The organism is Paraglaciecola mesophila (genome assembly GCF_009906955.1).
Classification (GTDB): Bacteria; Pseudomonadota; Gammaproteobacteria; order Enterobacterales; family Alteromonadaceae; genus Paraglaciecola; species Paraglaciecola mesophila_A.
In genome coordinates, this window is sequence record NZ_CP047656.1 from 3,409,146 (window position 1) to 3,433,183 (window position 24,038).

Below are 24,038 nucleotides of genomic sequence, written 5' to 3' on the forward strand. Positions count from 1 at the left end.
TGCTGGTGAAGAATCTAAACATTGGGTTTCTGAGAATGAAAACTCCGCGTGTGCTAGCATATAACGCATTGAATGCGATAGACCTGTTATCAATGGACATGTGAAAAAGCAGATAATAATTAAAAAGGTAGAATAATTTGACCGACAACACCTCGACTAGCCCACTCAATAAAATCGTATTTATTGGCGCATCCAGCGTCATCTTTGCACTACTTCTTTTCGCTTTGATTTTGCCTGAGTTTGCCGATCAGACCTTTACTCAGGTTCAAACATTGATCGTTGATAATGGCAGTTGGTTTTATGTGTTGACGGTGGCGTCAATCTTAATATTTGTGATGTATTTGGCCATTTCTAGGCATAGTCAAATTAAGCTAGGGCCGGACCATGCAGAGCCAGATTATTCGTTTAGTTCATGGCTTTCAATGTTGTTTGCTGCGGGGATGGGCATCGGCTTGATGTTTTTCGGCGTTGCTGAGCCTTTGATGCACTTTTTAGCGCCACCAACGGCGACGCCGGCTACTATCGAAGCTGCTCGCGAAGCGATGAAAATGACTTTCTTTCATTGGGGGCTGCATGCTTGGGCCATATATGCGGTGGTGGCGTTAATATTGGCCTACTTCAGTTATCGTCATAATTTGCCATTGACCTTACGTTCGGCGTTATACCCTATTATCGGCGATAAAATTTATGGTTGGCGCGGTAATTTAGTCGATATTTTCGCTGTGATAAGCACTATTTTCGGTGTGGCTACGTCTTTAGGCATAGGTGTTACGCAGATCAGTTCGGGTCTAAATTATCTGTTTGATTTCCCCATGACGACACCTTACCAAATCATGTTGATTGTGGCGATTACTGGGTTGGCGATAGTTTCTGTTGTCAGTGGGCTGGATAAAGGCATTCGTATTTTATCTGAATTCAATATGGTACTGGCGATTGGCTTATTGCTGTTTATTTTATTAGTGGGTCCTACGGTATTTTTATTACAAGCCATGCTGCAAAACACTGGCGCTTATTTGTCAGATATAGTGCGTAACACGTTTAACCTTTTTGCTTATGACAAGAAGGATTGGTTAGGTGGATGGACTATCTTTTATTGGGGATGGTGGTTAGCTTGGGCCCCGTTTGTAGGGGTGTTTATTGCGCGTATCTCTAAAGGCCGCACCATACGTGAATTTATCATAGGCGTGATCTTAATCCCTTCTATGTTCACCTTGGCTTGGATGACCATATTCGGTAACAGTGCCATTGAATTAGTATTGAATCAGGGCAGTACCGAGTTGGGAAAATTAGCCACTGACAATACCCCAGTGGCGCTGTTTTTATTCTTAGAAAACTTCCCGTGGTCAAACGTGATATCTGGTGTGGCTGTGTTGATGATAGTGGTGTTTTTTGTCACGTCCTGTGATTCAGGGGCCATGGTGGTGGATATGCTCTGCTCGAACGGTAACAATGACACACCTGTTTGGCAGCGTATTTACTGGGCTGCTGGGGTCGGCTTGGTCGCGGCTATCTTATCGATGGCTGGCGGGTTAAATGCCTTGCAAACGATGACTATTGCCAGTGCGCTTCCGTTCGCCATCGTCCTTATTATCGCTATGTACGGTTTGGTGAAAGCCTTGCGCGTAGAAGAGTTTAAACGTGAAAGCATGACGTTGCATGCCCCCTCTGTGCAACATACAAGCAGTACTGATAGCTGGAAGGAGCGGCTACAGGTTATTGTTGATTTTCCTAATAAGACAGCGGTAGAACGATTTATACAGCAGCGCGTAAAGCAAGCGTTTACGGCAGTAGCAGAAGAGTTAGGTATTAATCAAATAGACGCCGATATTACGCAAACTGACGAGGCGATTATTTTAACGGTTAAACACGGAGACGACCCTGAATTTATTTACGGGGTATACCCTACCATTCATATGTTGCCTGAATACAGTCAGTCAGTAGAACCAGACTCATTGCGTTCTGATGATGACAGCACTTATTACCGGGCTGATGTGCACTTAAGTGAAGGCGGGCAAAACTACGATATTATGGGGTGGTCAAAAGAGGCTGTTATCAACGATATTATCGATCAGTATCACCGCCACTTACATTTTTTACACATAGCAGGCTAATTTGCGGCCGCTGAGCGCTCACAGGTAACCGCTAACCCGCCGCCATCTTTATTGCACTTGGCCTAGTAGCAACAGATGATAACAGGATCAAAACCGACGTTTACCGTCGGTTTTTTTATAGGTGCTGCCCCAGTGATAAGGTTATCCGGTTGGAAAGTAGCCAAGAATACGAGTGACTAATAGCCTACAAGCGCGGCTTACAAGGACAGCCATGTTAGTCGAAATTATGAGGACAGCCATGTTAGTCGAGATACGAGGACAGCCATGTTAGTCGAGATACGCGAGATACGAGGACAGCCATGTTAGTCGAGATACGAGGACAGCCATGTTAGTCGAGATTACGAGGACAGCCATGTTTAGTCATGAGGACAGCCATGTTTAGTCGAGATTACGAGGACAGCCATGTTTAGCCGAGATTACGAGGACAGCCATGTTTAGCCGAGATTACGAGGACAGCCATGTTTAGCCGAGATTACGAGGACAGCCATGTTTAATTGGGCGGCGGGCAAAAAGCGACTGTAAATTAAATATCGAGGTGTGCTGGTAAAACGGTTTAGTTATTGGGGTAAACCGCCTTGTTATGTTGGTGCTCGAATGCTATTGGCCGTGTTAATCGCTCTTCAGGGCAGAGCAGGATTGCCTTTGGGTGATAGAGCAGGAGATCATGATTTTTTGCGAGTGTCTGTCTTTGTCGTTTATGTTTTCTAGCAGTAGTTTGGCGGCTTCTTTGCCAATGATGTAAGGTTCTTGTTTGATAACCGTCACTGGCACTTTGAAGAATTCAGCCATGGGAATATCATCGAAACCTATAAGAGATACATCGTCTGGAATCCCGATGTTCTCTTGGTTTAAGTGGGTTAGCAGCTCGGTGGTGATCGCTAAATGTTGGGTGAAAAATGCGGTGGGTGCGGCCGTTGATTCAAGCATACTCTTTGGTGATTGCTCAAAACCGGTTTCTCTTTGCCAGTACTGAATCAACTCTGGCTCTAGGCTAATATTATGTTTTTCTAGTGCGGTCACGTAGCCTAAATAGCGCTCATTTCTCGACTTCACGTTTTTGAAGTCTTGCGTCATAAAACAGATTCGCTTGTGCCCTAGGTTAATCAAATATTCTGTGGCATCAAACGCGGCTTGGCGATAGTCAGACAAGATAAGATTTTTCTCACTGCCATCGTGTTCAAGCTGAAAATGCACTATCGGTAAGCCTTTTTTGATGTACTGTGCAATAAGTTGATTATTCTTACCGGAAGACGCGATGATAATGCCGTCTACCCGCATTTGATAAAGGGCTTCGAGGGATTTTGCTTCGGTCTCGGGGTCGAAATCTGTGTTGTAAATAAGCGCGTTATAATCGTTATTTTTGCAAAAATCGTCGACTCCGCGAATCGTTCTGCTGGTATCAAACCCCGTGATATCTCGCACTATCACGCCTATGGTTTTGGTTTTATCTGCCTTTAGATTTCTGGCAATGGGATTGGGCACATAATCTAATTCTTTAATGGCTGCGCGAATACGTATTTGCGTTTCTTTCGACATATAGTCAAAACGGCCGTTAAGGTATTGAGAAACCGTACTTTTTGATACTGAAGCAAGCTGAGCAACATCGACTAGTCTGACTTTTGCCATTGGAATTTTCTACGATTGGGTTAAATAGCGCTGTGTTGACATAGTGCAAGATTATGCTAACTTGTTCAACTAAACCGGTTTAGTTGATTTTATTCCGTACAATTTGATCCGCCAAGCGGGCGACAATAAATAGTGTATAGAATGGTTAGGTCAAGAGGGCGTCAGTTGAAAATTACTCAAGTAAAAGTCGTTGTGTGTAGTCCTGGTAGAAACTTTGTCACCGTGAAGGTGGTGACTGATGAAGGTATCTACGGGCTTGGTGATGCGACCTTAAATGGCCGTGAAATGGCGGTCGTTGCTTATCTAGAAGAGCATGTCGCGCCGTGCTTAATTGGCCGAAATGCTCATGATATCGAAGATATTTGGCAATATTTATATAAGGGAGTGTACTGGCGCAAAGGAGCGGTAAACATGGCCGCTATCGCTGCGATTGATATGGCCCTGTGGGACATAAAAGGCAAAGCCGCCAATATGCCTGTGTATCAATTACTAGGTGGCAGAAGCCGACGGGGCGTAACCCTATACGCTCACGCCAGTGGTGAAACCATAGAAGATACTCTAGATAAAACCGCTGAGCATATCGCTCAAGGTTTTAAGGCTGTGCGTTTGCAATGCGCCGTGCCCGGTTTAAACGTGACTTACGGCGTGCTTGGTGACAAAGCTGATTATTTTGAGTTGCAGGGCAGCCGACCGTTGCCGCCAGAAGAAGACTGGTCAACCCAAAAGTACTTCAACATGGTGGTGGATTTATTCAAGCAAGCCAGAGAGCGCTTCGGTAATGACGTGCACCTGCTTCATGATGTACACAGCCGCTTAACACCTATCGAGTCAGCCCGTTTAGGCAAGCTGCTGGAGCCGTACAATTTACTGTTTTTGGAAGATGCGTCTATCGCTGAAAACCAAGACAGCTACAAGGTGATCCGCCAGCATACCACCACGCCGTTGGCCATAGGTGAAACCTACAACACCATATGGGACTGCAAGGATCTTATTCAAAATCAGCTCATTGATTACATTCGCGTGGCGGCCACCCACGCCGGAGGCATTACCCCTTTGCGGCGTATTGCTGACTTTGCCAGTGTGTATAACGTGAAAACCGCGCCACACGGTGCGCCGGATCTTTCCCCTGTGTGCTTTGCTGCCCACATGCATTTAAATTTATGGGCGCCTAATTTCGGTATTCAAGAGTTCGTGGGGTTCGGTAATGAGCATTCCAAGCGCATATTTAAGCACAGCGTTGAAGTGAAAGATGGCTTAGCCAATGTCAGTGAAGCGCCTGGTTTGGGTATCGAGTTTGATGAAGAAGCCGCGAAGGAATACCCCTATAAACGTTCTTATTTACCTGTGAGTCGCTTAGAAGATGGCACTGTGTGGAACTGGTAATTTGGCATTTTTGATTATGAATTTAGTCTTTGATAAGTAGAGATAAAAGCATGAGTAAAAGTATAAAAGTATTGATTCAAGGCACAGGTTTCGCTGGGCAAGGACACGCAGAGGCATTTAGGTCTGTGGGAGCAGAAGTGGTTGGCATCGTTGGCAGAACACAAAGCGTGGTAGAGCAAGTTGCCAAAGATATGGCAATACCGTTTGCCGGTACAGATTGGCAACAAGCGCTAGAGCAATGCAAGCCTGATGTGGTGTCGATAGCCACTCCTGGCGGTGCCCATGAAGAGGCGATTACCCAAGCCATAGAATGTGGATGCCATGTATTTAGTGATAAGCCATTAACCGCTACTGGCGAGTCAGCTAAAAAGTTGCACGAACTAGCCGCTGCTAAAAAGGTAAAAACCGCCTTCGCTGCCAGTTTTAGGTATATGCCTGACGTGATTTACGCTAAGCGTATTGTGGCAGCGGGAGCCATTGGTGAGCCACTAGAAGTGGAATGCATATCGCACTTTAACTTAGAGCGAGATATCCCGTTTGGTTGGTCACATCGCAAAGAAGACGGTGGTGGGCGCCTAAACAACAACTTCACTCACAAGTTGTCGATCGTCACCTCGATTATCGGAGAGAAGATTCTGTCGATTATGGGGGAAGTTCGGGATGATCTAGGTCGAGCGCCGATAGTGGAGGGTGTGCACAACTTCAAAAAGCGCCGGGACTTTATTCCTGATGATCTCAATGACCCAGAACTAAAATGGGGAGAATCAAATGTGGAATGGTCATATACCGTATTGGCAAAATTAGAATCCGAGTTGGCTGAAAAGCCGGTGTCAGTGTTGTTTAAACATGGCGGCTTGCATCCACGTTTTAATGAAGATCATATTGTTATTTACGGCAGTAAGGGCGCTATTTACATCAAAGGGCATTATGGCAGTGGCCCCTTGTATTTTTATGATGCCAATAACGATTGGACCAGGCTGCCATTGCCGGATGATATTGTGGACAACACACCTCAGGGGGAAGGCGACACCGAGCGCAACTGGCGTTACCTTATTCGTGAGTTGGTTAAGGATATTAAAGGGGAGAAAGTCGCACCATATCAGACCTTTAAAGAAGGTGCTCAATATCAGCAACTAATTGATATTATTCGCAAAAATGATAATTGGGTGGACGTTAGTCACCTTCAATAAAAGGCAGTCCCATGTTTTATGAATACTTGGTTATCGCGGGTTATTTCATACTGATTTTAGGCATCGGCTTTGCCTTTAAAAATATGGCGAAAAACTCCACCAGTGATTACTTTCGTGGTGGTGGCCGCATGTTGTGGTGGATGGTTGGGTCAACCGCGTTTATGGCTCAATTTTCCGCTTGGACCTTTACCGGGGCTGCCGGTAAAGCCTACACAGATGGCTTTGCGATTAGTTTGGTGTTCTTTGCCAATACGTTTGCTTACTTCTGTGGTTGGGCTTATTTCTCAGCACGGTTTCGTCAGATGCGGGTTGATACCCCAACCGAGGGGATTAAACGGCGTTTTGGTAGCCAGAATGAGCAGTTTTTCTCATGGGCGTTGATCGTTTTTAGCTTTATCAATGCTGGTGTTTGGCTGAACGCCCTAGGGGTATTTGCCAGTGCGGTATTTGAGGCTGACATTACCCTAACCATTATCGTGACAGGGCTTACCGTGGTGTTTGTTTCTGTGTTATCTGGCGCTTGGGGCGTGGTGGCTTCTGACTTTGTGCAAACCCTTATTGTGGCGGTCATATCCGTCGCGTGTGCCATTGTCGCGCTAGTGATGGTAGGCGGCCCAGTAGCGTTGGTGCAAAACTTCCCTACGGATTTTGTCATGGGCCCAGACATGAATTACGGAGTAATTTTAGTCGGCACGTTCATCTTCTTTTTAGCTAAGCAAATGATCACCATCATGAATATGCATGATGCGTTTCGGTTCTTAAACGCCAAAGACTCCGACAATGCGCGCAAGGCTGCACTGCTGGCCATGGTGCTGATGGGCGTGGGGAGTATCGTGTGGTTTATACCGCCTTGGGCGTCTGCCATTTTATACCCTGACGCGGCGGCATCTTATCCTGAGTTAGGTAACAAAGCTGCCGACGCCGTGTACTTGGTGTTTACGCGCAATGCCATGCCGATTGGAACGGTGGGTTTGTTATTAGCTGGGCTATTCGCAGCGACCATGTCATCCATGGATTCAGCGCTAAATAAAAACGCCGGTATTTTTGTGCGCAGTATTTATCAGCCTTTGCTACTTAAAAAGAACAAGAACGTAAGCGATAAGCAGTTGCTTAACGTTAGCCGCTGGGTGAGCTTTATCAGCGGAGTGTTAGTTATTGTGGTGGCCTTGTTCTTTAAGTCACTGAAAGAGCTCAGCTTGTTTGAGTTGATGATGAGCGTCTCTGTGATGGTGCAGGTCCCTTTACTTGTACCGCTGATATTTGGCTTGTTTATCAAGAAAACCCCCAACTGGGCACCTTGGGCGACGGTGATAATAGGTATGTGTGTCTCTTGGTTGACCGCGAATGTACTTACTCCAGAGGTCTTTGCTAATTGGATAGGGTTAGAGCAGGGGCTCACGCGGCGGGAGTCAATTGACGTGAACTTGATGATTACCATCGCCGGGCACTTAGTGATTACCGCAGGCTTCTTCTGTTTAACCTCATTGCTCTACAAAGAAGAGCGAGATGAGCACAAAGCCGGTACAGATCGCTTTTTCAGGGATCTTGAAACCCCAGTGATCGCCGATTTTGAGCAAGATGAATATGACAAACAACAGCGCCATAAATTGGGCTCAATGGTGATGTATATGGGCTCGGGAGTATTTGTGATGATGCTCATACCCAACCCGATGTGGGGGCGTTTGGTTTTTGGTTTATGTGCTATCACCATATTATTAATGGGATATTTGCTTAGAAACAGTGCCAAATCCAAAAGTACACGCCTGAAAAGTGCTCAAGCAGAAACGTCCGAGCGCGGACAGAGTCAAGCCAGCGAGCGTTTCAATCCAGAAGAAGGGCGTTAAGCGATGACCGATGCAAGACGTGTAATTCAAAGAAAAGGCTCAGTTTCGACATGGGTATACAACGTTGGGCTTAAAGGCTTCACTGTTACCAGCGTGAGTCGGGTTTTTATTCTGCTAATAGGAATGCTTAATCTAGGTTGCTACGCTGTGCCTGAAAAGAGCGCTTTAACGCTAAACACTGAACAAAAAGCATCAGAGGGTAAAGAGGGCGAAGATGGGGTTAAAGCGGTTGACTTACGCCACGGGGTAGATCAATCCGCTGGTGGACTGAGTGCTTATATTGTCACTATCTCAAACGCGACTTTTTATCTTGAAAAAGAAGGCGGGGGCTTATCCAGTATGCTCGATAGCGACGGCGTGGACTGGATTGGTTTTCACAATGTGAAAGGGTCAGGCTGGAAGGGGGAATACCGAGGGTTTCCTAATGCGGTGCATAAGCAAGATGGCAGCTATTTTCATGCGATGAACGCGGGCACAGAGCCTTCCACGTCGCGGGTGACGATTGAAACCCGTGAGCATGTACAAATTATTTTTACATCGGGTAATAGTAAGTGGCAAGCCAGTTGGGATTTTTACCCAGACAGATGCGATTTCACTATGACGAAGGTCAGCCCTGGCTATCATTATTGGGTACAGTACGAAGGCGTACCAGGTGGGTTGATGGACGAAAGTGATTTTTGGTATAACTCTGCTGATAACCAGCGTCACCCTATTAATGAATCATTTAGCGGAGATTTACCCAGCCCAGAATGGTTTGCTTTTGGTGATACGAACGCCCCGCGTATGTTGTATTTACTGCATCATGAAGACAATTTACCGCCGAACTCTGACCAATCAGAGGATACCTATCCAGATGACTATGTTAGTCGCCCGTATATGACTGTGTTGGGGTTTGGGCGTAGTAACAAAGATAAGTTCCTCAACACGCCGCAACGTTTTTCATTGGGGTTTGTTGAGTCTACTGCTTATGAGAGCCTCGAAAAAACGGTGAGGCATCTTATTGCGCAATGACTTAGGGCTCTGCGACTTGAACGTTCAATGACTCAAAACACTGTTATTGTGTTGGCATCGTCACACGCGGCGGATGCAATGATTGAACAAGGGGTGGTTTGAGGTCAGTAACACCTCTTATGAATATGGTTGACATTATCAACTATATTTGTATCATTAGCGCTTCTAAACCTAACCCTTTGTGTCAGATTTTGGTGAGTGCTATGTCAAAAACCTTAAAGAAAATTTTGCTGGTGGCCGCTATGGTCACGCTTGTTGGTGGTACTTTCACCGGTATTATGACTTATTCGAATATCGGCTTTGGCGATGCGTTTGCTCGCCAATGGGCGCTTTCGTTTGTGCAGGCTGTGTGCGTTATTTTCCCTACCAGTGTGGTGGTGATGTGGGTAATGCATAAAGTGGTTGAAACGTTATTCGTACGCCTATCAAGTTTACATAAAAACTTGATTTTCGGCTTTGGCATGGCGCTGAGTATGGAAGCCATCATGGCGCTTAGCACCACCTATCGTAATATTGGCTTAGGCGACCTGCAGCAGTTTAGCCAGGCCTTTCTGGCGAGTTATTTTATGGTGTTACCGGTCGCTTTGGTGTTTTCACCCATTGTGACCTTGCTATTAAAACCAAAAATGGAAGCGTTTCTGGCAAGCTAAGGCATAGCCCCAAAAAGCGTTTGGTTGGCGTTATTTAACGCATTGGCGGAAAGGGTTTTTTGAATAAATACGTGGTCGAGTACTGCGTTTATTTTTAAGATTGCCAGTGCTTCGCGAAATACATTGATTCGTGCGGTAAGGGCTTTTAATTCGGCTTGAAAGGCGTCTGCCTCGCGATTGTTTAGCATAAAGAAGTCGCTTGAGCCGAATTCGAATTGACGTTGCTCTTGCTCAAACAGCTTGCGGGATAACACGACCTGTTGTTCTTGCATCTTGTGTAACCGTTTAGCGTAAGACAAGTTGACGTGGCGTTCTTGTAATTTGGCATCAATCGACTGTTGCAGAGCATTAGTTTTCTGCTCAAGGGCATGTATTTCAAACTGTGTTCTGCTCTTTTTAGCTTTGGCTTGTGTGCGTTCAAAAGGCACTGAAAAATAAAGGCCTATTTTGGCTTCTGTGTCTTGAAGCGATGTTGGGCCTGAACCTATGTCTCGGGCGAGTTTTGCTTCGATGTCGAGTTTAGGGAGTAGGGCAACCTCTGCTAAGCGCATTTTTTGCTTAAGGACTTGCATTTCGTGGGCTTTAGCGGCTAAAGCAGGGTGATTGGTCAAACCGGTGGTTTGAATGGCTTCACTAAACGACAACGGCCAGCTTATTTGCGATGCGCTGTTAGGTTGCAATGCTTGGTCTTGCGGGAGGCGGCTGCCGTGCGTGTAATAGCGCAATTTTTGTAAGTTGCCTTGTACCTTGCGCTCCGCGGCAAGCAGCGCAGATTGGCGCTCCAATAATCTGGTTTCAAATTCTAATAACTCAATTTCAGCTATATCCCCTTCAGCTACGCGTGTTTTTATGCCCGCTTGGCGACTAAGGCTGACTGTCACGAGTTGTTCGATTTTTTGGTAATAACTTACGGCTTCTGCCCAGTCTAAGTAGGCTAAGATGGCTGAATAATAGAATTCGCTTTGGGCAAGTTTTGCTTCTTCATTCCACATTTTATATTTGAGGCGGGCACTGGCCATGGCGGTGCGTTTTTTATCGGTTTCTCGGCCCTGTAATAAAGACATTTTCACGCCTACTGAGGCTTCGCCACCAGATAAGGTTTCGTACTCTTGCTCGTATACGGGGAAGTCGCCGTCAGAGATGCGGTATTCTGAGAAAATTTCTGCGTTGTAGGCTTCAATCGGTTTAGAAAATTTTTGCGCAGCCTGTAGTCCGTCGTAATATCCGGCCACCCGGGAAAAGCTATTGTGTTCTAGCTTGGCGTCATAGGCACCATCTGCGTATTGAATATCTGCTTGGTATTGGCCCGTGGTGGCATCAATCGCCAGAATTTCCGGGTGGTTGTTGGCAACCAATGACAAATAATCGTGCAAGGTGAATGCAGCCGAGGGTTTACAGAGCCCTAAGGTAACAATGAGCAAGCTAGAAATGAGTGCGTGGCGCATTATGGCGCGCCCTCTTGGGTTTCTTGGGGGCGAACAGGTGGGAAATTATTAAGCTGTCGCCATAACTCGTAGCCAAGCCTGACTTCTTCTAGCAGTATCCATGCACGAACACGGCTGCCTAGGCGCGCGCTTTCATGTTCTGGCCAGGCAACGGTGGTATTGACGGGGGCAATCCATACGGTGAACATACCAAACTGATCTGCAACCGGTTCAACAAACGATACGACGCCTTCAAAGGTGCCAACGGACATACCCGGCCATCCGCTAAATTGAAACGTTGGCCAGCCATCAAACTGAATACGCACTTTTTTACCTTTGGTTGCAAGGGCAGCATCAAGGCCGCTTATTTTTATACTGATTTGACGCTCTACATTAGCGGGAACAAACCAACCTAAAATGCTGCCAGCCGTAACATAAGTCGCGCCGCCGCCTGACTGGAGCCTAACGACTGTGCCGTCCATAGGGGCGAATTTAGTGCGTGTTTCTTGACGAGCTAGACTCATTTTTAAGGTGTCTAGATCCTCTTCTGTTTTCGCGGCTTCGGCTTTGAGTTTTTCTAGGGCGATTTCTACCGATTCCACTTCTTTTTGTGAGACTAGGCCTTCTTGAAGAAGCTTTTTTTGTCGTGATAGGTTACTTAATGCATTTTGCACGGACAGCTTATTCGATACATAGCGTTGATTGGCTGCCACTTGTTGTGAACGCAGTTTTTCCAGCCTGTCGGAATCTACATCGACTAAGGTGACAATGGGCTGTCCTTTCTTAACATGGTCGCCTTCCCTCACATGCCATGTTTCAATTTGGCCATTGAGCAGTGCCGAGATAGGTTGAATACGATAAAGAGGATCTGGGGAGTTAACCGAGCCGGTACCGTACGCCGTTTGCACCCATGGCGTAAAGGTGAGCAACAAAACAGCACCAATGACGAGGGTGACGACGAGCCAAATAATGGTTTTGTGGGTTTTGGGGACTTTTAAGCTGTTTAAGGTTTTCATGGCGCCCATGAAGTCAGTGTGGGCATTGCTCATGGGCTCATCTCCTGACGTTTAGCGGCGTTGTGTTGGGGTTCTTTATTGCTTTCAAGCACAATCGTGCCATTGAAAAAGGCCGATGTGGGGGCGTTCGAGAAATACAAAACGGTTAAGTCTGTATCTTGAATCACTCCTAAAATACGCTCGCGTCTGGTGGTAGGTATCGCGTCAAAATGTTGATTGATCACCAGTACCTTAGGCTTAGACAACATCACCACCACTAACTTAAGCAATATAAATTCAAGGGGTTGTAACGGTGTTCCTACTGGGGATATGGGGGTTTGTAGTTTTTGTGGAAGCGCGCTGACAACCTCAGTCAAACCTACTTTTTCAAGGGTGTTGTTAATATCGCTGGTGGATACACCTGGTGCGCACATGTGTATGTATTCTTCGATCGTGCATTCAATAATAAGTGAACGATCTAAAACGAACACCGCTTGGCGTAAGTCGTAAGTGTCGTAATCGGATAGGTCGTTGCTATCCAGATTTATCCACCCAGATGAGGGTGTTTCATAACGCTTGAGCAAATTGACTATGGTGCGTTGGGTCCAGTTTGATTGCGTCGATACAAAGTACTTATCGCCTTGGGCGATATTTTTATTGATCAGGCATGACTCATCTTTGCGCCGAATAATGACATTGTTGAAATCTAATGCAGCGCCAGCTGGGGCAGGTTTGGGGGTTTGTTCTAATGCCTCTTGTGGCATGTTAATGGCGCCACCGATCTTGTCTGCGGTACCGTATAATTCATAATACAGTTTTAAGTAATGACTGAAGCGAGAGAGTCCTAAAAAGACCGCTGCCATGATCAATTCTGCTGCAACTAATTGGCCAATAGACAATTGCCCGCTTATCACTAACCATCCACCCAAGCCAAGCAACGCAGAACTAGCCAGTGCGTAAAGCACTAAAAACATCACCACTTGTTTAAAGGTAAAGGAAAAGTGGCGAGCGTGGTTATCAACATATTCTGATACGTAACGCTCGGTTTTCTGACCAGCATAATCGAACTGAGAAGATGACTTTACAAAGTCATTCGCTGACGCCAAGTTGCTTAGCCATTTTGCTGTTGAGTATTTTGATGCTGACAGATGCACGGCTGATACTTTGGCTTGTGTGGACCACAACCGCCAAATCACATACATAATTAAAATCACGCATAAGTTAAACGCAAGCAAAAACGGGTGATAAAACGAAACGAGTGTGAAGCCAACAATCATTTGTAATATCAAGGCAATACCGTCAATCATTAAGCTTGGAATATTCTTTTGCAAGGTCATTATGTCGAAATAACGATGGGTGATTGAGGTGTTTTGACTGCCTTCAAAATAGCTATGAGGCGCTAATATAGTACGCAGACTCAGATCCGCCACTAGGCGGGCATAAATACGCCGTTCGTAATATTCCATGACCCGCATGCGCAGGGCAGCGAAGCAACCGGATAGTAATAAAGTACTAAAAAGCACTATCGCGAGGGTGATGACTGCCCGGGTTGACGCGATATTCGCTATGGTGTTGATGAGGGTTTGTACCGCGATGGGGACGGCTAGCGTCAGCAGGCCAATAACCACGCTGTATGCGATAACGACCGCAAAAAACGAGCGTTCTGGTTTTAAAAGCGCAAACAATGTTTGACGCAAGTTAACTAGGTCAATATTTTTGGAGGACATTTTTAGCTCATTTAAGTTAGCGTCAATACACGGTCAATTTCAATGTTGTTAACTTTATAAAAACTGAGCTCACACAGGAAAACTTCACAGTCACGGGTGGTTAACACCTATTTGACTACAGATAGCTTACTGATTTATTCGCGAAATTAAAGTGGATTATCGCTGCTTAGCTTATAAAAATGTAACGATTTTAGCCGTTTGCTGTTACGTAACCGGCAGTGATTTAGTTCAACGCCCAAGTGATTTAAAAAGAGTGGCAAAAAACTACTCTAGTTGGGCAGCCTTCGGTGGCGCCGCTGTTTCTTGATTTAAGCGTCGCTATGTCGAGATGGTTGGCTCCCTTTCAAATCGTACTCACTTATACACGTGGCATGGTGTAAAGACATATATGGTTTCTCCAAGCCGCTTTTTTGAGAAGAAAGGATCGCCCTCGTCGGGCGACCTTGGGTTATTGTGCGGATAGAGAGTGTGCTATTTTTCCTTGCCTCCTTGCCTCCTTGCCTCCTTGCCTCCTTGCCTCCTTGCCTCCTTGTCACATTGACTAATGTGTTAAGCAGGCGATGGTCTCTCTATTTACTCTTAATGATCGTGGTCTGATTCGGCAATGCCTAACCAAGAGATATTATCTGGGGCGAAATCGAGTTCGATGTCACCCGTAATGGTCAATGTCTCAAGATCGATTTGCAGTATATGCTGGGCAATCGGATCTGCAACGTAAACAAAATCACCATTTTGCGCCACTGTCATACTAAACGACATGCCTTCTGGCATAGTGGATACATCTTGCTCGGAAATATCGATACTATCGCGCAGCTCCCAGTGCGGATTACCGTCTTCTTCATGGGCTTCAAGCACGTTCAAGAAGCCTTGGCTGTCGAGTATTAAAAACGTATCACCCTCATGGGAGAATGCGTAGGATACTGGATTTGCAGGGCTTTCTGGTTGCCATGATAGTGCTTGCATTGTGCCTTGCTCAGGGTTCACATTGAGCAGAATTGCCTCACCACCTCCGTGACCTGATGCAACGCCAATCAAGGTTTCACTTTCTTCATGGCCATACAAGGTGCCAATGCGCAAGCCATCTAATATCTCGATATTGGCGATTTTTTCTGCTTCATATTCGCCGTCGTGTTCATGGGCAACCAGTACCCCATCGGTACAACCAAATACCACATAGTCTTCGTTCTGAGCTGCGCCGTGCAAATCTGGGCAGAGTACGTCTAACACTTGTTCTTGCTCATATACATCATCATGCAAATGATAAACGCCAACTTGGTCGGGTAATACCTTTGCAACCGAGGTGTTTTCTGCATCATCCCGACGAACCGTAGCGAGTAAATATTCTCCACGAGGTTCTGCAACACCGTGCATATTGATGGTGTAGTCTAGCGTGGGTAAAGGGTCAGCTTCGCTGCTTATTTGGGTGTCTGTTGCGACCTTGACCGATGCCGGAGTCCCCGCGTCAGCATCGCCATCAAAGAATACCGCCAATTGACCACCGTGACTTAAAATATGAGTGGGTCGACTACCTGTGACTTCAAAGTCACTCATAACTGGGCTTTGTTCATAGTCATGTAAATGCGCAGTGTGATCTTCGCGCCACATGCCGCCGTCAATAAAGCCGACATAGTCTTGCGCTCGACTCGCGATTACCGCAAAACGATAGTCTGCTGATGATGTTAAGGTGTTCGACGTATGAATTAAAGTGAAGCTGTCTAGTTGGTCGCCGTCGTCTAAATCGAATACAGTGGCGACGTTACTTTCGGCGGATAAAACCGCTAGACGGCCCAGTGATTCAATTGTGTATGCATCATCGTCGTGATCATGATCGTCGTCATGGTCATCTTCAGGTACTTCAATAGGATCTTTCTCAATTAACGTGGTTTCTGCGTCGCCGCAACCGGTTAAAAGTATTGCGCCAATCGCGACAGCAAGCAGATTAAATTTATGTGTATTTGTCATTGTATATTCCTTGTAATGTAAATGAGTGCTTGAGCTAGAAGTTGCCTCTAACGCCAATTGAAATATTGCGTCCCGGGCGTGGTGCAATGTCTTTTAAAAATGAGGTATGTACTCTGGCTTCCGTGTCGGTCAGGTTGTTGCCTTTCAGGAAAACCGCAATATCTTGGTTGGATACAGGTAGGTCGTAAGACACACTTGCATCAACTAGGGTGTAGCCATCGGTCGCTGTTTCGTCTGAAGAAACACGATCTTGTTCTTGATAACGAGTGATATCTAGATGCGCGCTTAAATGCGCGGTTTCGTAGCTGAACTGAGTGCCGAAGCGCAGTGGTGGCGTGCGTGGTAAATCGCCGCCGTCTTTTAAACGAGCGCGAACATAGTCAGAGAATAGCGTTGCTTTGAACGTATCGGTGGCTTGCCAGGCAATTTGTGCTTCGAAGCCGTGTAAAATGACGTCGTCGGTTTGGAAAATGTAAACCGGTAACTCATCAGTATGTTCGTCTACTTCCGCGCTTTCTTCATGTTCATGCTCATGTTCGTGATCGTGGCCACTTTCGGCAAAAAGCCCAGTGGAGGATTGGTAATAGTAATTATCTACTTGGTTGTAGAATGCATTGAATACAAAGCCAATATCCCCTTGGGTTTTACGCAAGGTCAAATCGATATTATTAGCGGTTTCTAAATCGATATTTTCCTCGGTTAACCCTATGCTATCGCCATCGTCGTCTAATGCGAACAACGCACCTACTTCATATGTACCTGTGCCGATATGCGCACCAAATGAAAGCAACTCAGCAGCAGAAGGGGCACGCTCGGAACGTGAAATTGACAGGCCTAAGTTGTAACCGGGAGTGAAGTCCCACACTAATCCTGCAGACAAACTGACAGGGGTAAACTCATGATCTAGAGCAAATACGCGAGTCAGTTCGCTTTCTTCTTCATGATCGTGGTCGTGATCATCCTCCTCAGCTTCTTCATCGTGAGCATGCGCCTCAAGCGTTGGTAGTAGTACGTTACTGGCATCAATGGTGACACGTTCAATACGCCCACCAAACTGCAATAACACATCGCCAAAATGCTTTTCTTCCATGATGGCTAAGGCAATGGTTTGTGCTTCTGAGGGCGGAGTGAAGGCTTCTTCTCCTTGGGCTGCTACATCACTGTTTTTATAGTGAAAACTGATGCCACCGTTCCAGTCTGCGATAGGGTTGTGAATAAAGTCGAGTTTGATTTCATGGGTTTCGTTTTCAAATAAGGTACCAACAGCACCTTCTTCTATTTCAGCGTGTTCATAATCGGTAAATCCCCCGCGTAAATTGATTTTGCTGATCCACTTACTATCAATGTTCAATTCACCCAACAGCTGAACGCGGGTCTGTTCTAGGTCTGCATAGACATTTTCGTCTTCGCCGTCACCATGTGAGTGCCCTGGAATACCGTATTCACGATTAAATTGTTCTACGGCAACGCCAACATATCCTTGGTCGAATAAGTAGCTGGTGCCTAAGGTAATGCCATCAGATTTCTCAGCACTGTTTTTTACTACGTGGTCTTGGGGCGCATCAGAGTCGATGTCAGGTGCCACAGGCACTTCATAATCATTTGATTCACGCCAATAACCGTCAGCGTAAAATGCGAAAGATTCATAGCCAGTGGTGAGATTAAATGAGCCTAATTTTTTGTCGTCCACCGAGCTGGTTTCAAGTAACCATTCGCCACGTGTCGTGTTGTCAGTGGGAACACGCCCATCTACCACGTTTACTACACCACCGACTGCACCGCTGCCGTAAAATAAGGTCGCTGGGCCACGCAATACTTCAATCTGTTGGGCGGTAGATGCTTCACTTGCCACTGAGTGGTCAGGGCCGACTCTTGATACATCACTGACATCTAGCCCGTTTTGTGAAATTAGGACCCTTGGCCCGCTAAGTCCACGGATGATCGGGGTACTGGCGACTCCACCATGAAAGTTAGATTGCACGCCAGGTAGTTTTTCTAAGCTGTCACCTAGTGTTGAAGCTTGCTGGCGGCGCAACGTCTCGCCTGTTAGCACACTTACTGGTGAGGCGGATTCCATGACTGACATATGAATTGGTGTGGCATAAACATCGATTACCTCTATAGGCGAGCGTTGCAAGATAAATTCAATTTGCTTCATACCTTGCGACGGTACCGATATATCCTGGTGCAGATGGGCAAATCCTTGTGAGGAAATATGCAGCTCTTTTTTCCCCTCAGCTAAATCAGTAAAAGTGAAGCGACCCGCTTGGTCTGTGGTGGTTTCAACACCCACGCCCTCAACTACTACCTTTGCACCTGCGACAGCCAGACCATTGTTGTTTACTACCGTTCCTTCAATGGTTTGCGCTAACACGCTGGTGGGTAATAGCACGCTTATTAACGCTGCTAAAGGAGATATCCTGTTCATTTTTGCTTCCTGTGTGATGTTATATTGTATCATTTATTTAATGTTATGTTATATTGTAACCAAATGAAAGGGGAGTGATTCAAATATTAAGCGCCTATGGTAAGTGCGCTTTAGCAGCACCTTTGGAGACCCAAAGTACATCAGACTACTCTGTGTATAGGCGGTGTGAGTGATGGCTGAGGAACATACAAAGACGAACATAGTGATAAAAAGAAGGAGTAATAAGTCATGACGAAACCCATAACGTTATTAGTGATAATGATGAGCTGTTGTTTTAGTGCTGCGGGTAAAGTGCATTTGCATGGTCAAGGCCAGTTGTTTGTCTCACAAGAAAACAATGACTGGCACGTTGCGTTTATTTTGCCCGCTGCTGACGTACTCGGCTTTGAACATAGCCCCGCAAGTGCTGAACAGAAAAGGGTGTTACAGACACTTGCAAAAAGGCTAACTACAAATGACTCGGTGGTTAATTTACGTGGTAAATGCACACTCAGTGAAGCAACACATTCTTTGTTGACCGAGCACGACGAGGATCACGAATCTGCTACTGGGTATGAAGATGAGCACGAAGATGGCTCCGACCATGGCAATCATGAGGGTGCGCATCACGAGGCTGACGACCACGAACGTCATGAAGCGCATGCCAAGCACACAGATGTAGAGGTTGAATACCATTTCGCATGTGCTTCAAGTGCTAAGACGTTATCAGTGACTTTGTTTCAATGGGTACCAACCTTAAGCCGTATTCAAGCGCAGTGGATAACGCAAGTGAGCCAAGGAAGCGCGACTTTAACCCCTGCAAACCCCACCTTGGAATGGTGAGCATGACGGCTGAGTTCGCAAAGGAGTATTTCGACATTGCCAAAGGGGTTTGTGAAAAAGCAGGTAGTCGGTTAACGGATACTCGCCAACATATGCTTGAGGTGCTACTTGAAGTCGATAAACCATTGTCTGCGTACGAAATCACCGAGGAATATAACCAGCTTATTGAGCCGAAAATTAAGACGATGTCTGTGTATCGCATATTGGATTTTTTAGAGTCTGTGCATTTGGTACACCGTCTGCAATCGATCAATAAATACGTCCTTTGCAATCATTCTTTGGGTGCTTGTCATCATCACCCACCCCTGTACCTGATTTGCAAATCTTGCCAACACATCGAAGAAGTTGAACTCGCTGATGAGGTCATAAGCACCCTTACTCGGCAGGCCAAAAGTGTTGGTTTTTCATCCGTCGGTTCACAAGTGGAGCTGTATAGCTTGTGCACAAAATGCAAATCGACAATTAACTAGCATCTTTCGAGGACCCCTATGACCAAGTTACAACATGTGAGCGATAAGGCGGCAGTAGGCCTGTCGTTGTTATGCATGGTTCACTGCCTTTTCTTACCCATCGTTTTAATACTACTGCCACCGCTATCTGGTGCGTTGGCATTTAATGACGAGCTATTTCATCGCTGGATGTTGTATGCAGTCGTGCCCATCAGTTCAGTGGCACTGCTTATCGGCTTTTTTCATCATCGCAGCAATAAAGTATTGATGATTTGTTTAACAGGACTGGCGCTTTTAATTGCCGCCACCCTGTTGGGACATAAGGTATTGGGTAAGTACGGTGAGGTTATTTTAACCGTGATTGGCTCAAGTATTATCGCTTATGGCCACCTGCTTAACTATCACCTACGTCGTCAATGCAACCAGGCAGACTCACTCAAACAGGACTAATTTTAATGCAAGACACAACGCTAAGCGCCGTGCAGCACAAGCTACCGGTAACCGTGCTTTCTGGCTTTTTAGGGGCCGGCAAGACCACTGTGCTCAGTCATATTCTGAATAATCGCCAAGGCAAAAAAGTGGCCGTTATCGTAAATGATATGAGTGAAATTAACATCGATGGCTCATTGTTAAAAAACGATATTTCACTGAGTCGCAATGATGAAAAGCTGGTTGAAATGAGCAACGGCTGTATTTGTTGCACCCTAAGGGAAGATTTATTAATCGAAGTGGGCAAACTCGCCAACTCTGGTCAATTCGATTATCTCGTCATTGAATCAACGGGTATTTCAGAGCCTTTACCTGTCGCTGAAACCTTTACCTTTGCCGATGAAGACGGCGTGTCTTTGTCGGATGTTGCCACCCTAGATACCATGGTTACCGTGGTTGATGGTGTGAATTTTCTGAAAGATTATGACGAAGCCAAGTACTTATCTGAAACCGACGAAAGTTTAGGTGAAGAGGATGAGCGCAGCGTCGCCGATTTACTTATAGAGCAAGTGGAGTTTGCTGACGTGTTGTTGGTATCAAAAACCGACTTGATTGCTAGCGCCGAAGTAGAACGTTTACATGCCATCCTAAAAAATCTTAATACCCGAGCGCGCATCATTCCCATTAAAAATGGCCAAGTGAACATAGCGGATATTATCGGCACTGGGCTATTTGATTTTGAGCAAGCGCAACAAGCCCCCGGTTGGTTGCAAGAAATGCGCGGCGAGCACACCCCAGAAACAGAAGAATATGGCATACAAAGTTTTAGCTACGTGGCGAGAAGGCCATTTCATCCGCAAAAGTTTTATGACTTTGTGCATCACACCAAAGGCTACGGCAAATTACTGCGCTCAAAAGGTTATTTTTGGTTGGCGTCGCGCCCTGAATTTGCTGGGCAATGGAATCAAGCGGGTGGTATAGCACGCTATGGTTTTGGTGGTTTATTTTGGAAAGCAGTACCTAAAGCCCAATGGCCAACTGACGAAGATTATCTTGAGTCGATCAACGCCTCATGGGAAGAGCCCTTTGGGGATATGCGTCAAGAATTGGTGTTTATAGGCCAAAACCTAGATGAGCCAGGGATAAGAGCAGCGCTAGATGAGTGTTTATTAGCGGATGAAGCGTTATTAAAAGGCAAGGCATATTGGAAAACACTGCCTGACCCGTTTCCAACTTGGGAGAACGAAGCATGAGCATAGCCACACCCCTGCATAATCAAGTGCTCTGGAATGAGCAACATGCTGGCGCATTCGGTGAAATGACCTATTCACAAGGCAATGAGTACACAGTGTTGCCAGATATTTACCAAGATAACCACAACCTAGTGGTTTGGCAGCGCACCCTAAGCGACGAGCTAATCGCTCATGTAGCGCATTGCATAGCTGAAAACCCACGGCTTAATCTAGAAAAAGGCATAGCGGCAAACGCAATTGTCGAGGATGTCAATGCTGCGTTAACGCCCCTTGGGTTTAATGCAGAGTTGACGGGAAACATCGCGTCCCTAGTGGATATGTTCTGTTGCTTGTTCGATCTAAAACGAGCGGGCCTACGCCTTAAAGTGTTAGAGCAAGCTATGTGTCCTCGTTTTCATGTGGATTGGGTGCCGTGTCGTTTGGTGACAACCTTTAGCGGAACAGGCACCCAGTGGATCCCCCACGACAAAGTTGATCGTACTAAGTTAGGGACAGGGAATAAGGGTATGCCAGATGATAAATCCGGTTTGTATCGTGATGCCAGTGCCATTCAAGTGCTGTCATCAGGAGATGTCGCGCTACTTAAAGGCGAAGGTTGGGAAGGCAACGAAGGCATGGGTTTGGTGCATCGCTCGCCCCCTAACAATGCCAACGAAAAGCGTCTGTTACTTACCTTGGACTTCATATCGTGACTAAACATTTAACCGTGCTCGGGTCCGTTGCCGAGCTAAAAACAACACAGCATCATCATTTGATTATCCATTGAGGGGCATGTTTACAATATGAGTATAAATTTACCGGATGTTACGTCCAGCGAGAACGTAGCCTCTGCTGCACCACTTAAATGGGTCGGTATGGAAGGCATTGCCGTACCTATTCAGGTGCCTTTGACAGGCCATGAAACTGCCAATGTCAGCGCTAAAACAGATGTGTTTGTTAGCTTAGATAAACGCAACGCGAAAGGCATTCATATGTCGCGTCTATTCATTAAGCTAAATGACATTCTAGGCGTAGAGTTACTCAGCGGTGAGACGCTGACCAGGTTGCTTAATGAACTGATTGCATCTCAAGAAGGGCTTAGTCAAGGCGCTAAAGTAAATCTCGACTTTGAGCTCACATTGCACAAAAAGGCTTTGCTGAGTAATGAGTTTGGCTACCAAAGTTATCCTATTGGCATATCTAAACAGCAAATTAACGAAAAAATGCTGACAGTGGTCTCTTTAACGATCCCTTATTCTAGTACCTGCCCATGCTCCTCTGCGTTATCGCAACAAGCTTTAAGTGATGCCATTGCTGAGCGGTTTTCTGGTGATGTCATTTCAAAAGGTGAGTTATCCCAGTGGCTCACTTCCACAGGCGGTGCGGTGGCTACGCCACACAGCCAACGTTCTTACGCCTATATCAAATTAACGCTTGATGGGGATACCTTGCCCCATTTCCCTGAGTTAATTACAGAGCTTGAAGGGGTGATAGGTACGCCAGTGCAAACCGCGGTAAAACGCCAAGATGAGCAAGCGTTCGCTAAGTTAAATGCTGAAAATTTAATGTTTTGTGAGGATGCAGCTAGGCGCTTAAAGAGAGCGCTTGAGAATGATAAAGGCCTGCTCGATTATTGGTTTAAAGTGGAGCACCAAGAAAGCTTACACGCTCATAATGCCGTTGCCATTGATTTTAAGGATAAAGAGGATGGACAATCTATATAAAGCGCTATTGTTGACAGCGGCTGTAGCCCTGGGGACGGGGTGCTCAACACATAATGCCGCTTCTGATCTAGCGAGCAAAAAAGCATTAGAGCAGGCCACCTCTGCAGAGATAGTTGCACGCGAGCAAGGTCGTTATGAGATCAGCGGTTTCAAAGTGGCTACCTGGAATACGGAGCACTTTGCTTATCCTAGTGATACAGGTTGCAGACCAAGAACCAGCAAAGAGATTGCGGCGATGAAAGCCTATGTGGCAGGCTTAGGTGCCAGTGTGATTGCCTTGCAAGAGGTGGCATCGACCCAAGCTCTTGATTTAGTTTTTCCTGAAAGTGAATGGGATTTGGTCTTTTCTGCTCGACCTGACAGCCCTTCATACGAGTGTCGAGAAAGCGGTTTTACCTCTACTCAGCAAAAGGTGGCGTTTGCTATTCGTAAAGGCACCCAAATTTTAGATGTACAACAAAATGACCAACTAGCATTACACAAAGTGGGCTTACGCTATGGGTTAGCGGTCACGGTTGAAACCCCATTAGGCCCGACCGCTATGTTAAACGTGCACTTAAAAAGTGGTTGCTTTGTGGACGATTACACGGCCAGCGATAAGGACTCATGTCAGACGCTTGCTCAGCAAATTCCTGTTATAGAGCAGTGGCTAACAGAGCATCAATCGTTGGCAATGCCTTACATGGTGCTAGGCGATTTTAATCACAGGTTGGCAAGTGCGGATAATTATCTGGCGAGTAGATTAACCAGCGATAAATACGATGTAGATATCGCTACACGGCACCTTGTTGGCTGTCATCCACGCTACCCAGAGCCAATTGATCATATTTTAATTGGTGGGGTAAAAGCGGCGTCTATCGCCTCGACTGCCCATGTGTATAAGTATGACGGCATGAATGGAAGTACTCCGCATGATAAGAGCCTAAAGGCTCAGGAAAAGGCCATGTTAAGCGATCACTGTGCTGTGTCTGTTACGCTTATGTAGGCGCAGTGTTCATTAGGCTTGTGCAGGTATAGAGCACCGCAAGGTT

Annotated in this window: 19 protein-coding genes; 13 read left to right on the forward strand and 6 right to left on the reverse strand. The window is 46.1% G+C overall.

Annotated elements, in window-relative coordinates:
- Positions 1-137: 137 nt before the first annotated feature.
- Positions 138-2,111 carry a BCCT family transporter gene (locus FX988_RS14650; protein WP_160180883.1) on the forward strand — a complete coding sequence of 658 codons (1,974 nt, stop codon included), beginning with the start codon at positions 138-140 and terminating at the stop codon, positions 2,109-2,111.
- Between the two features lie 609 nt (positions 2,112-2,720).
- Here the strand turns inward: FX988_RS14650 and FX988_RS14655 are convergent.
- Positions 2,721-3,737 carry a LacI family DNA-binding transcriptional regulator gene (locus FX988_RS14655; RefSeq protein ID WP_160180884.1) on the reverse strand — a complete coding sequence of 339 codons (1,017 nt, stop codon included), beginning with the start codon at positions 3,735-3,737 and terminating at the stop codon, positions 2,721-2,723.
- A gap of 165 nt (positions 3,738-3,902) precedes the next feature.
- Between FX988_RS14655 and manD the strand changes: the two genes are divergently transcribed.
- The 5 genes from manD (at position 3,903) to FX988_RS14680 (ending at position 9,815) form a co-directional block, all read left to right on the forward strand.
- Complete coding sequence (manD, locus tag FX988_RS14660) at positions 3,903-5,120, forward strand: D-mannonate dehydratase ManD (RefSeq protein WP_160180885.1); 1,218 nt, start codon at positions 3,903-3,905, stop codon at positions 5,118-5,120.
- A 50-nt stretch (positions 5,121-5,170) separates the two neighbouring features.
- Entirely contained in the window at positions 5,171-6,310 is a 1,140-nt protein-coding gene (locus FX988_RS14665; protein WP_160180886.1) for a Gfo/Idh/MocA family protein, read from the forward strand.
- Positions 6,311-6,321: 11 nt separating this feature from the next.
- The gene (locus FX988_RS14670) at positions 6,322-8,154 is read left to right on the forward strand and encodes a sodium:solute symporter family protein (protein ID WP_160180887.1); all 1,833 of its coding nucleotides are present in this window, start codon (positions 6,322-6,324) and stop codon (positions 8,152-8,154) included.
- Positions 8,155-8,157: 3 nt separating this feature from the next.
- Positions 8,158-9,165, forward strand: a complete 1,008-nt coding sequence (locus FX988_RS14675; protein WP_160180888.1) for a hypothetical protein — start codon at positions 8,158-8,160, stop codon at positions 9,163-9,165.
- A gap of 203 nt (positions 9,166-9,368) precedes the next feature.
- A complete protein-coding gene (locus FX988_RS14680) occupies positions 9,369-9,815 on the forward strand; it encodes a DUF2798 domain-containing protein (protein WP_160180889.1) in 447 nt (148 codons plus the stop codon).
- Here FX988_RS14680 and FX988_RS14685 read toward each other — a convergent pair.
- The 5 genes from FX988_RS14685 to FX988_RS14705 all read right to left on the reverse strand — a co-directional run bounded on the left by FX988_RS14685 (position 9,812) and on the right by FX988_RS14705 (position 18,351).
- On the reverse strand, positions 9,812-11,260 hold the full coding sequence (locus FX988_RS14685) for a TolC family protein (protein ID WP_160180890.1): 1,449 nt from the start codon (positions 11,258-11,260) through the stop codon (positions 9,812-9,814). The two genes, FX988_RS14680 and FX988_RS14685, sit on opposite strands and share 4 nt — an antisense overlap.
- A complete protein-coding gene (locus FX988_RS14690) occupies positions 11,260-12,288 on the reverse strand; it encodes an efflux RND transporter periplasmic adaptor subunit (RefSeq protein WP_160180891.1) in 1,029 nt (342 codons plus the stop codon). Before FX988_RS14690 ends, FX988_RS14685 begins: the two co-directional genes overlap by 1 nt.
- The gene (locus FX988_RS14695; protein ID WP_160180892.1) at positions 12,285-13,961 is read right to left on the reverse strand and encodes an ABC transporter ATP-binding protein; all 1,677 of its coding nucleotides are present in this window, start codon (positions 13,959-13,961) and stop codon (positions 12,285-12,287) included. The genes FX988_RS14690 and FX988_RS14695 overlap by 4 nt, the downstream gene beginning before the upstream one ends.
- Before the next feature lie 579 nt (positions 13,962-14,540).
- The gene (locus tag FX988_RS14700; protein WP_160180893.1) at positions 14,541-15,923 is read right to left on the reverse strand and encodes a 5-methyltetrahydrofolate--homocysteine methyltransferase; all 1,383 of its coding nucleotides are present in this window, start codon (positions 15,921-15,923) and stop codon (positions 14,541-14,543) included.
- 34 nt (positions 15,924-15,957) lie between these two features.
- A complete protein-coding gene (locus FX988_RS14705) occupies positions 15,958-18,351 on the reverse strand; it encodes a TonB-dependent receptor (protein ID WP_160180894.1) in 2,394 nt (797 codons plus the stop codon).
- 228 nt (positions 18,352-18,579) lie between these two features.
- Here FX988_RS14705 and FX988_RS14710 point away from each other — a divergent pair, with 228 nt between their 5' ends.
- The 7 genes from FX988_RS14710 (at position 18,580) to FX988_RS14740 (ending at position 23,992) form a co-directional block, all read left to right on the forward strand.
- Positions 18,580-19,173, forward strand: coding sequence for a ZrgA family zinc uptake protein (locus FX988_RS14710; protein WP_160180895.1), 594 nt, complete (start codon positions 18,580-18,582; stop codon positions 19,171-19,173).
- A gap of 2 nt (positions 19,174-19,175) precedes the next feature.
- Positions 19,176-19,643: a Fur family transcriptional regulator gene (locus tag FX988_RS14715; RefSeq protein WP_160180896.1), complete on the forward strand. Its 468-nt coding sequence runs from the start codon at positions 19,176-19,178 to the stop codon at positions 19,641-19,643.
- Positions 19,644-19,661: 18 nt separating this feature from the next.
- A complete protein-coding gene (locus tag FX988_RS14720) occupies positions 19,662-20,072 on the forward strand; it encodes a MerC domain-containing protein (protein WP_160180897.1) in 411 nt (136 codons plus the stop codon).
- 5 nt (positions 20,073-20,077) lie between these two features.
- The gene (gene zigA, locus FX988_RS14725; RefSeq protein WP_160180898.1) at positions 20,078-21,304 is read left to right on the forward strand and encodes a zinc metallochaperone GTPase ZigA; all 1,227 of its coding nucleotides are present in this window, start codon (positions 20,078-20,080) and stop codon (positions 21,302-21,304) included.
- Positions 21,301-21,996, forward strand: a complete 696-nt coding sequence (locus tag FX988_RS14730) for a DUF1826 domain-containing protein (protein ID WP_160180899.1) — start codon at positions 21,301-21,303, stop codon at positions 21,994-21,996. The genes zigA and FX988_RS14730 overlap by 4 nt, the downstream gene beginning before the upstream one ends.
- Before the next feature lie 90 nt (positions 21,997-22,086).
- Positions 22,087-23,007 (forward strand): GTP cyclohydrolase FolE2, encoded by a 921-nt coding sequence (folE2, locus tag FX988_RS14735; protein ID WP_160180900.1) that lies wholly within the window; start codon positions 22,087-22,089, stop codon positions 23,005-23,007.
- Positions 22,991-23,992: an endonuclease/exonuclease/phosphatase family protein gene (locus tag FX988_RS14740; protein WP_160180901.1), complete on the forward strand. Its 1,002-nt coding sequence runs from the start codon at positions 22,991-22,993 to the stop codon at positions 23,990-23,992. Before folE2 ends, FX988_RS14740 begins: the two co-directional genes overlap by 17 nt.
- Positions 23,993-24,038 lie beyond the last annotated feature (46 nt).

Coding starts and splice junctions, on each gene's coding strand:
- FX988_RS14655 (WP_160180884.1), bottom strand. CDS start 3,737: ATGGCAAAAGTCAGACTAGTCGATGTTGCTCAGCTTGCTTCAGTATCA.
- FX988_RS14665 (WP_160180886.1), top strand. CDS start 5,171: ATGAGTAAAAGTATAAAAGTATTGATTCAAGGCACAGGTTTCGCTGGG.
- FX988_RS14670 (WP_160180887.1), top strand. CDS start 6,322: ATGTTTTATGAATACTTGGTTATCGCGGGTTATTTCATACTGATTTTA.
- FX988_RS14675 (WP_160180888.1), top strand. CDS start 8,158: ATGACCGATGCAAGACGTGTAATTCAAAGAAAAGGCTCAGTTTCGACA.
- FX988_RS14680 (WP_160180889.1), top strand. CDS start 9,369: ATGTCAAAAACCTTAAAGAAAATTTTGCTGGTGGCCGCTATGGTCACG.
- FX988_RS14685 (WP_160180890.1), bottom strand. CDS start 11,260: ATGCGCCACGCACTCATTTCTAGCTTGCTCATTGTTACCTTAGGGCTC.
- FX988_RS14690 (WP_160180891.1), bottom strand. CDS start 12,288: ATGAGCAATGCCCACACTGACTTCATGGGCGCCATGAAAACCTTAAAC.
- FX988_RS14695 (WP_160180892.1), bottom strand. CDS start 13,961: ATGTCCTCCAAAAATATTGACCTAGTTAACTTGCGTCAAACATTGTTT.
- FX988_RS14700 (WP_160180893.1), bottom strand. CDS start 15,923: ATGACAAATACACATAAATTTAATCTGCTTGCTGTCGCGATTGGCGCA.
- FX988_RS14705 (WP_160180894.1), bottom strand. CDS start 18,351: ATGAACAGGATATCTCCTTTAGCAGCGTTAATAAGCGTGCTATTACCC.
- FX988_RS14710 (WP_160180895.1), top strand. CDS start 18,580: ATGACGAAACCCATAACGTTATTAGTGATAATGATGAGCTGTTGTTTT.
- FX988_RS14715 (WP_160180896.1), top strand. CDS start 19,176: ATGACGGCTGAGTTCGCAAAGGAGTATTTCGACATTGCCAAAGGGGTT.
- FX988_RS14720 (WP_160180897.1), top strand. CDS start 19,662: ATGACCAAGTTACAACATGTGAGCGATAAGGCGGCAGTAGGCCTGTCG.
- zigA (WP_160180898.1), top strand. CDS start 20,078: ATGCAAGACACAACGCTAAGCGCCGTGCAGCACAAGCTACCGGTAACC.
- FX988_RS14730 (WP_160180899.1), top strand. CDS start 21,301: ATGAGCATAGCCACACCCCTGCATAATCAAGTGCTCTGGAATGAGCAA.
- folE2 (WP_160180900.1), top strand. CDS start 22,087: ATGAGTATAAATTTACCGGATGTTACGTCCAGCGAGAACGTAGCCTCT.
- FX988_RS14740 (WP_160180901.1), top strand. CDS start 22,991: ATGGACAATCTATATAAAGCGCTATTGTTGACAGCGGCTGTAGCCCTG.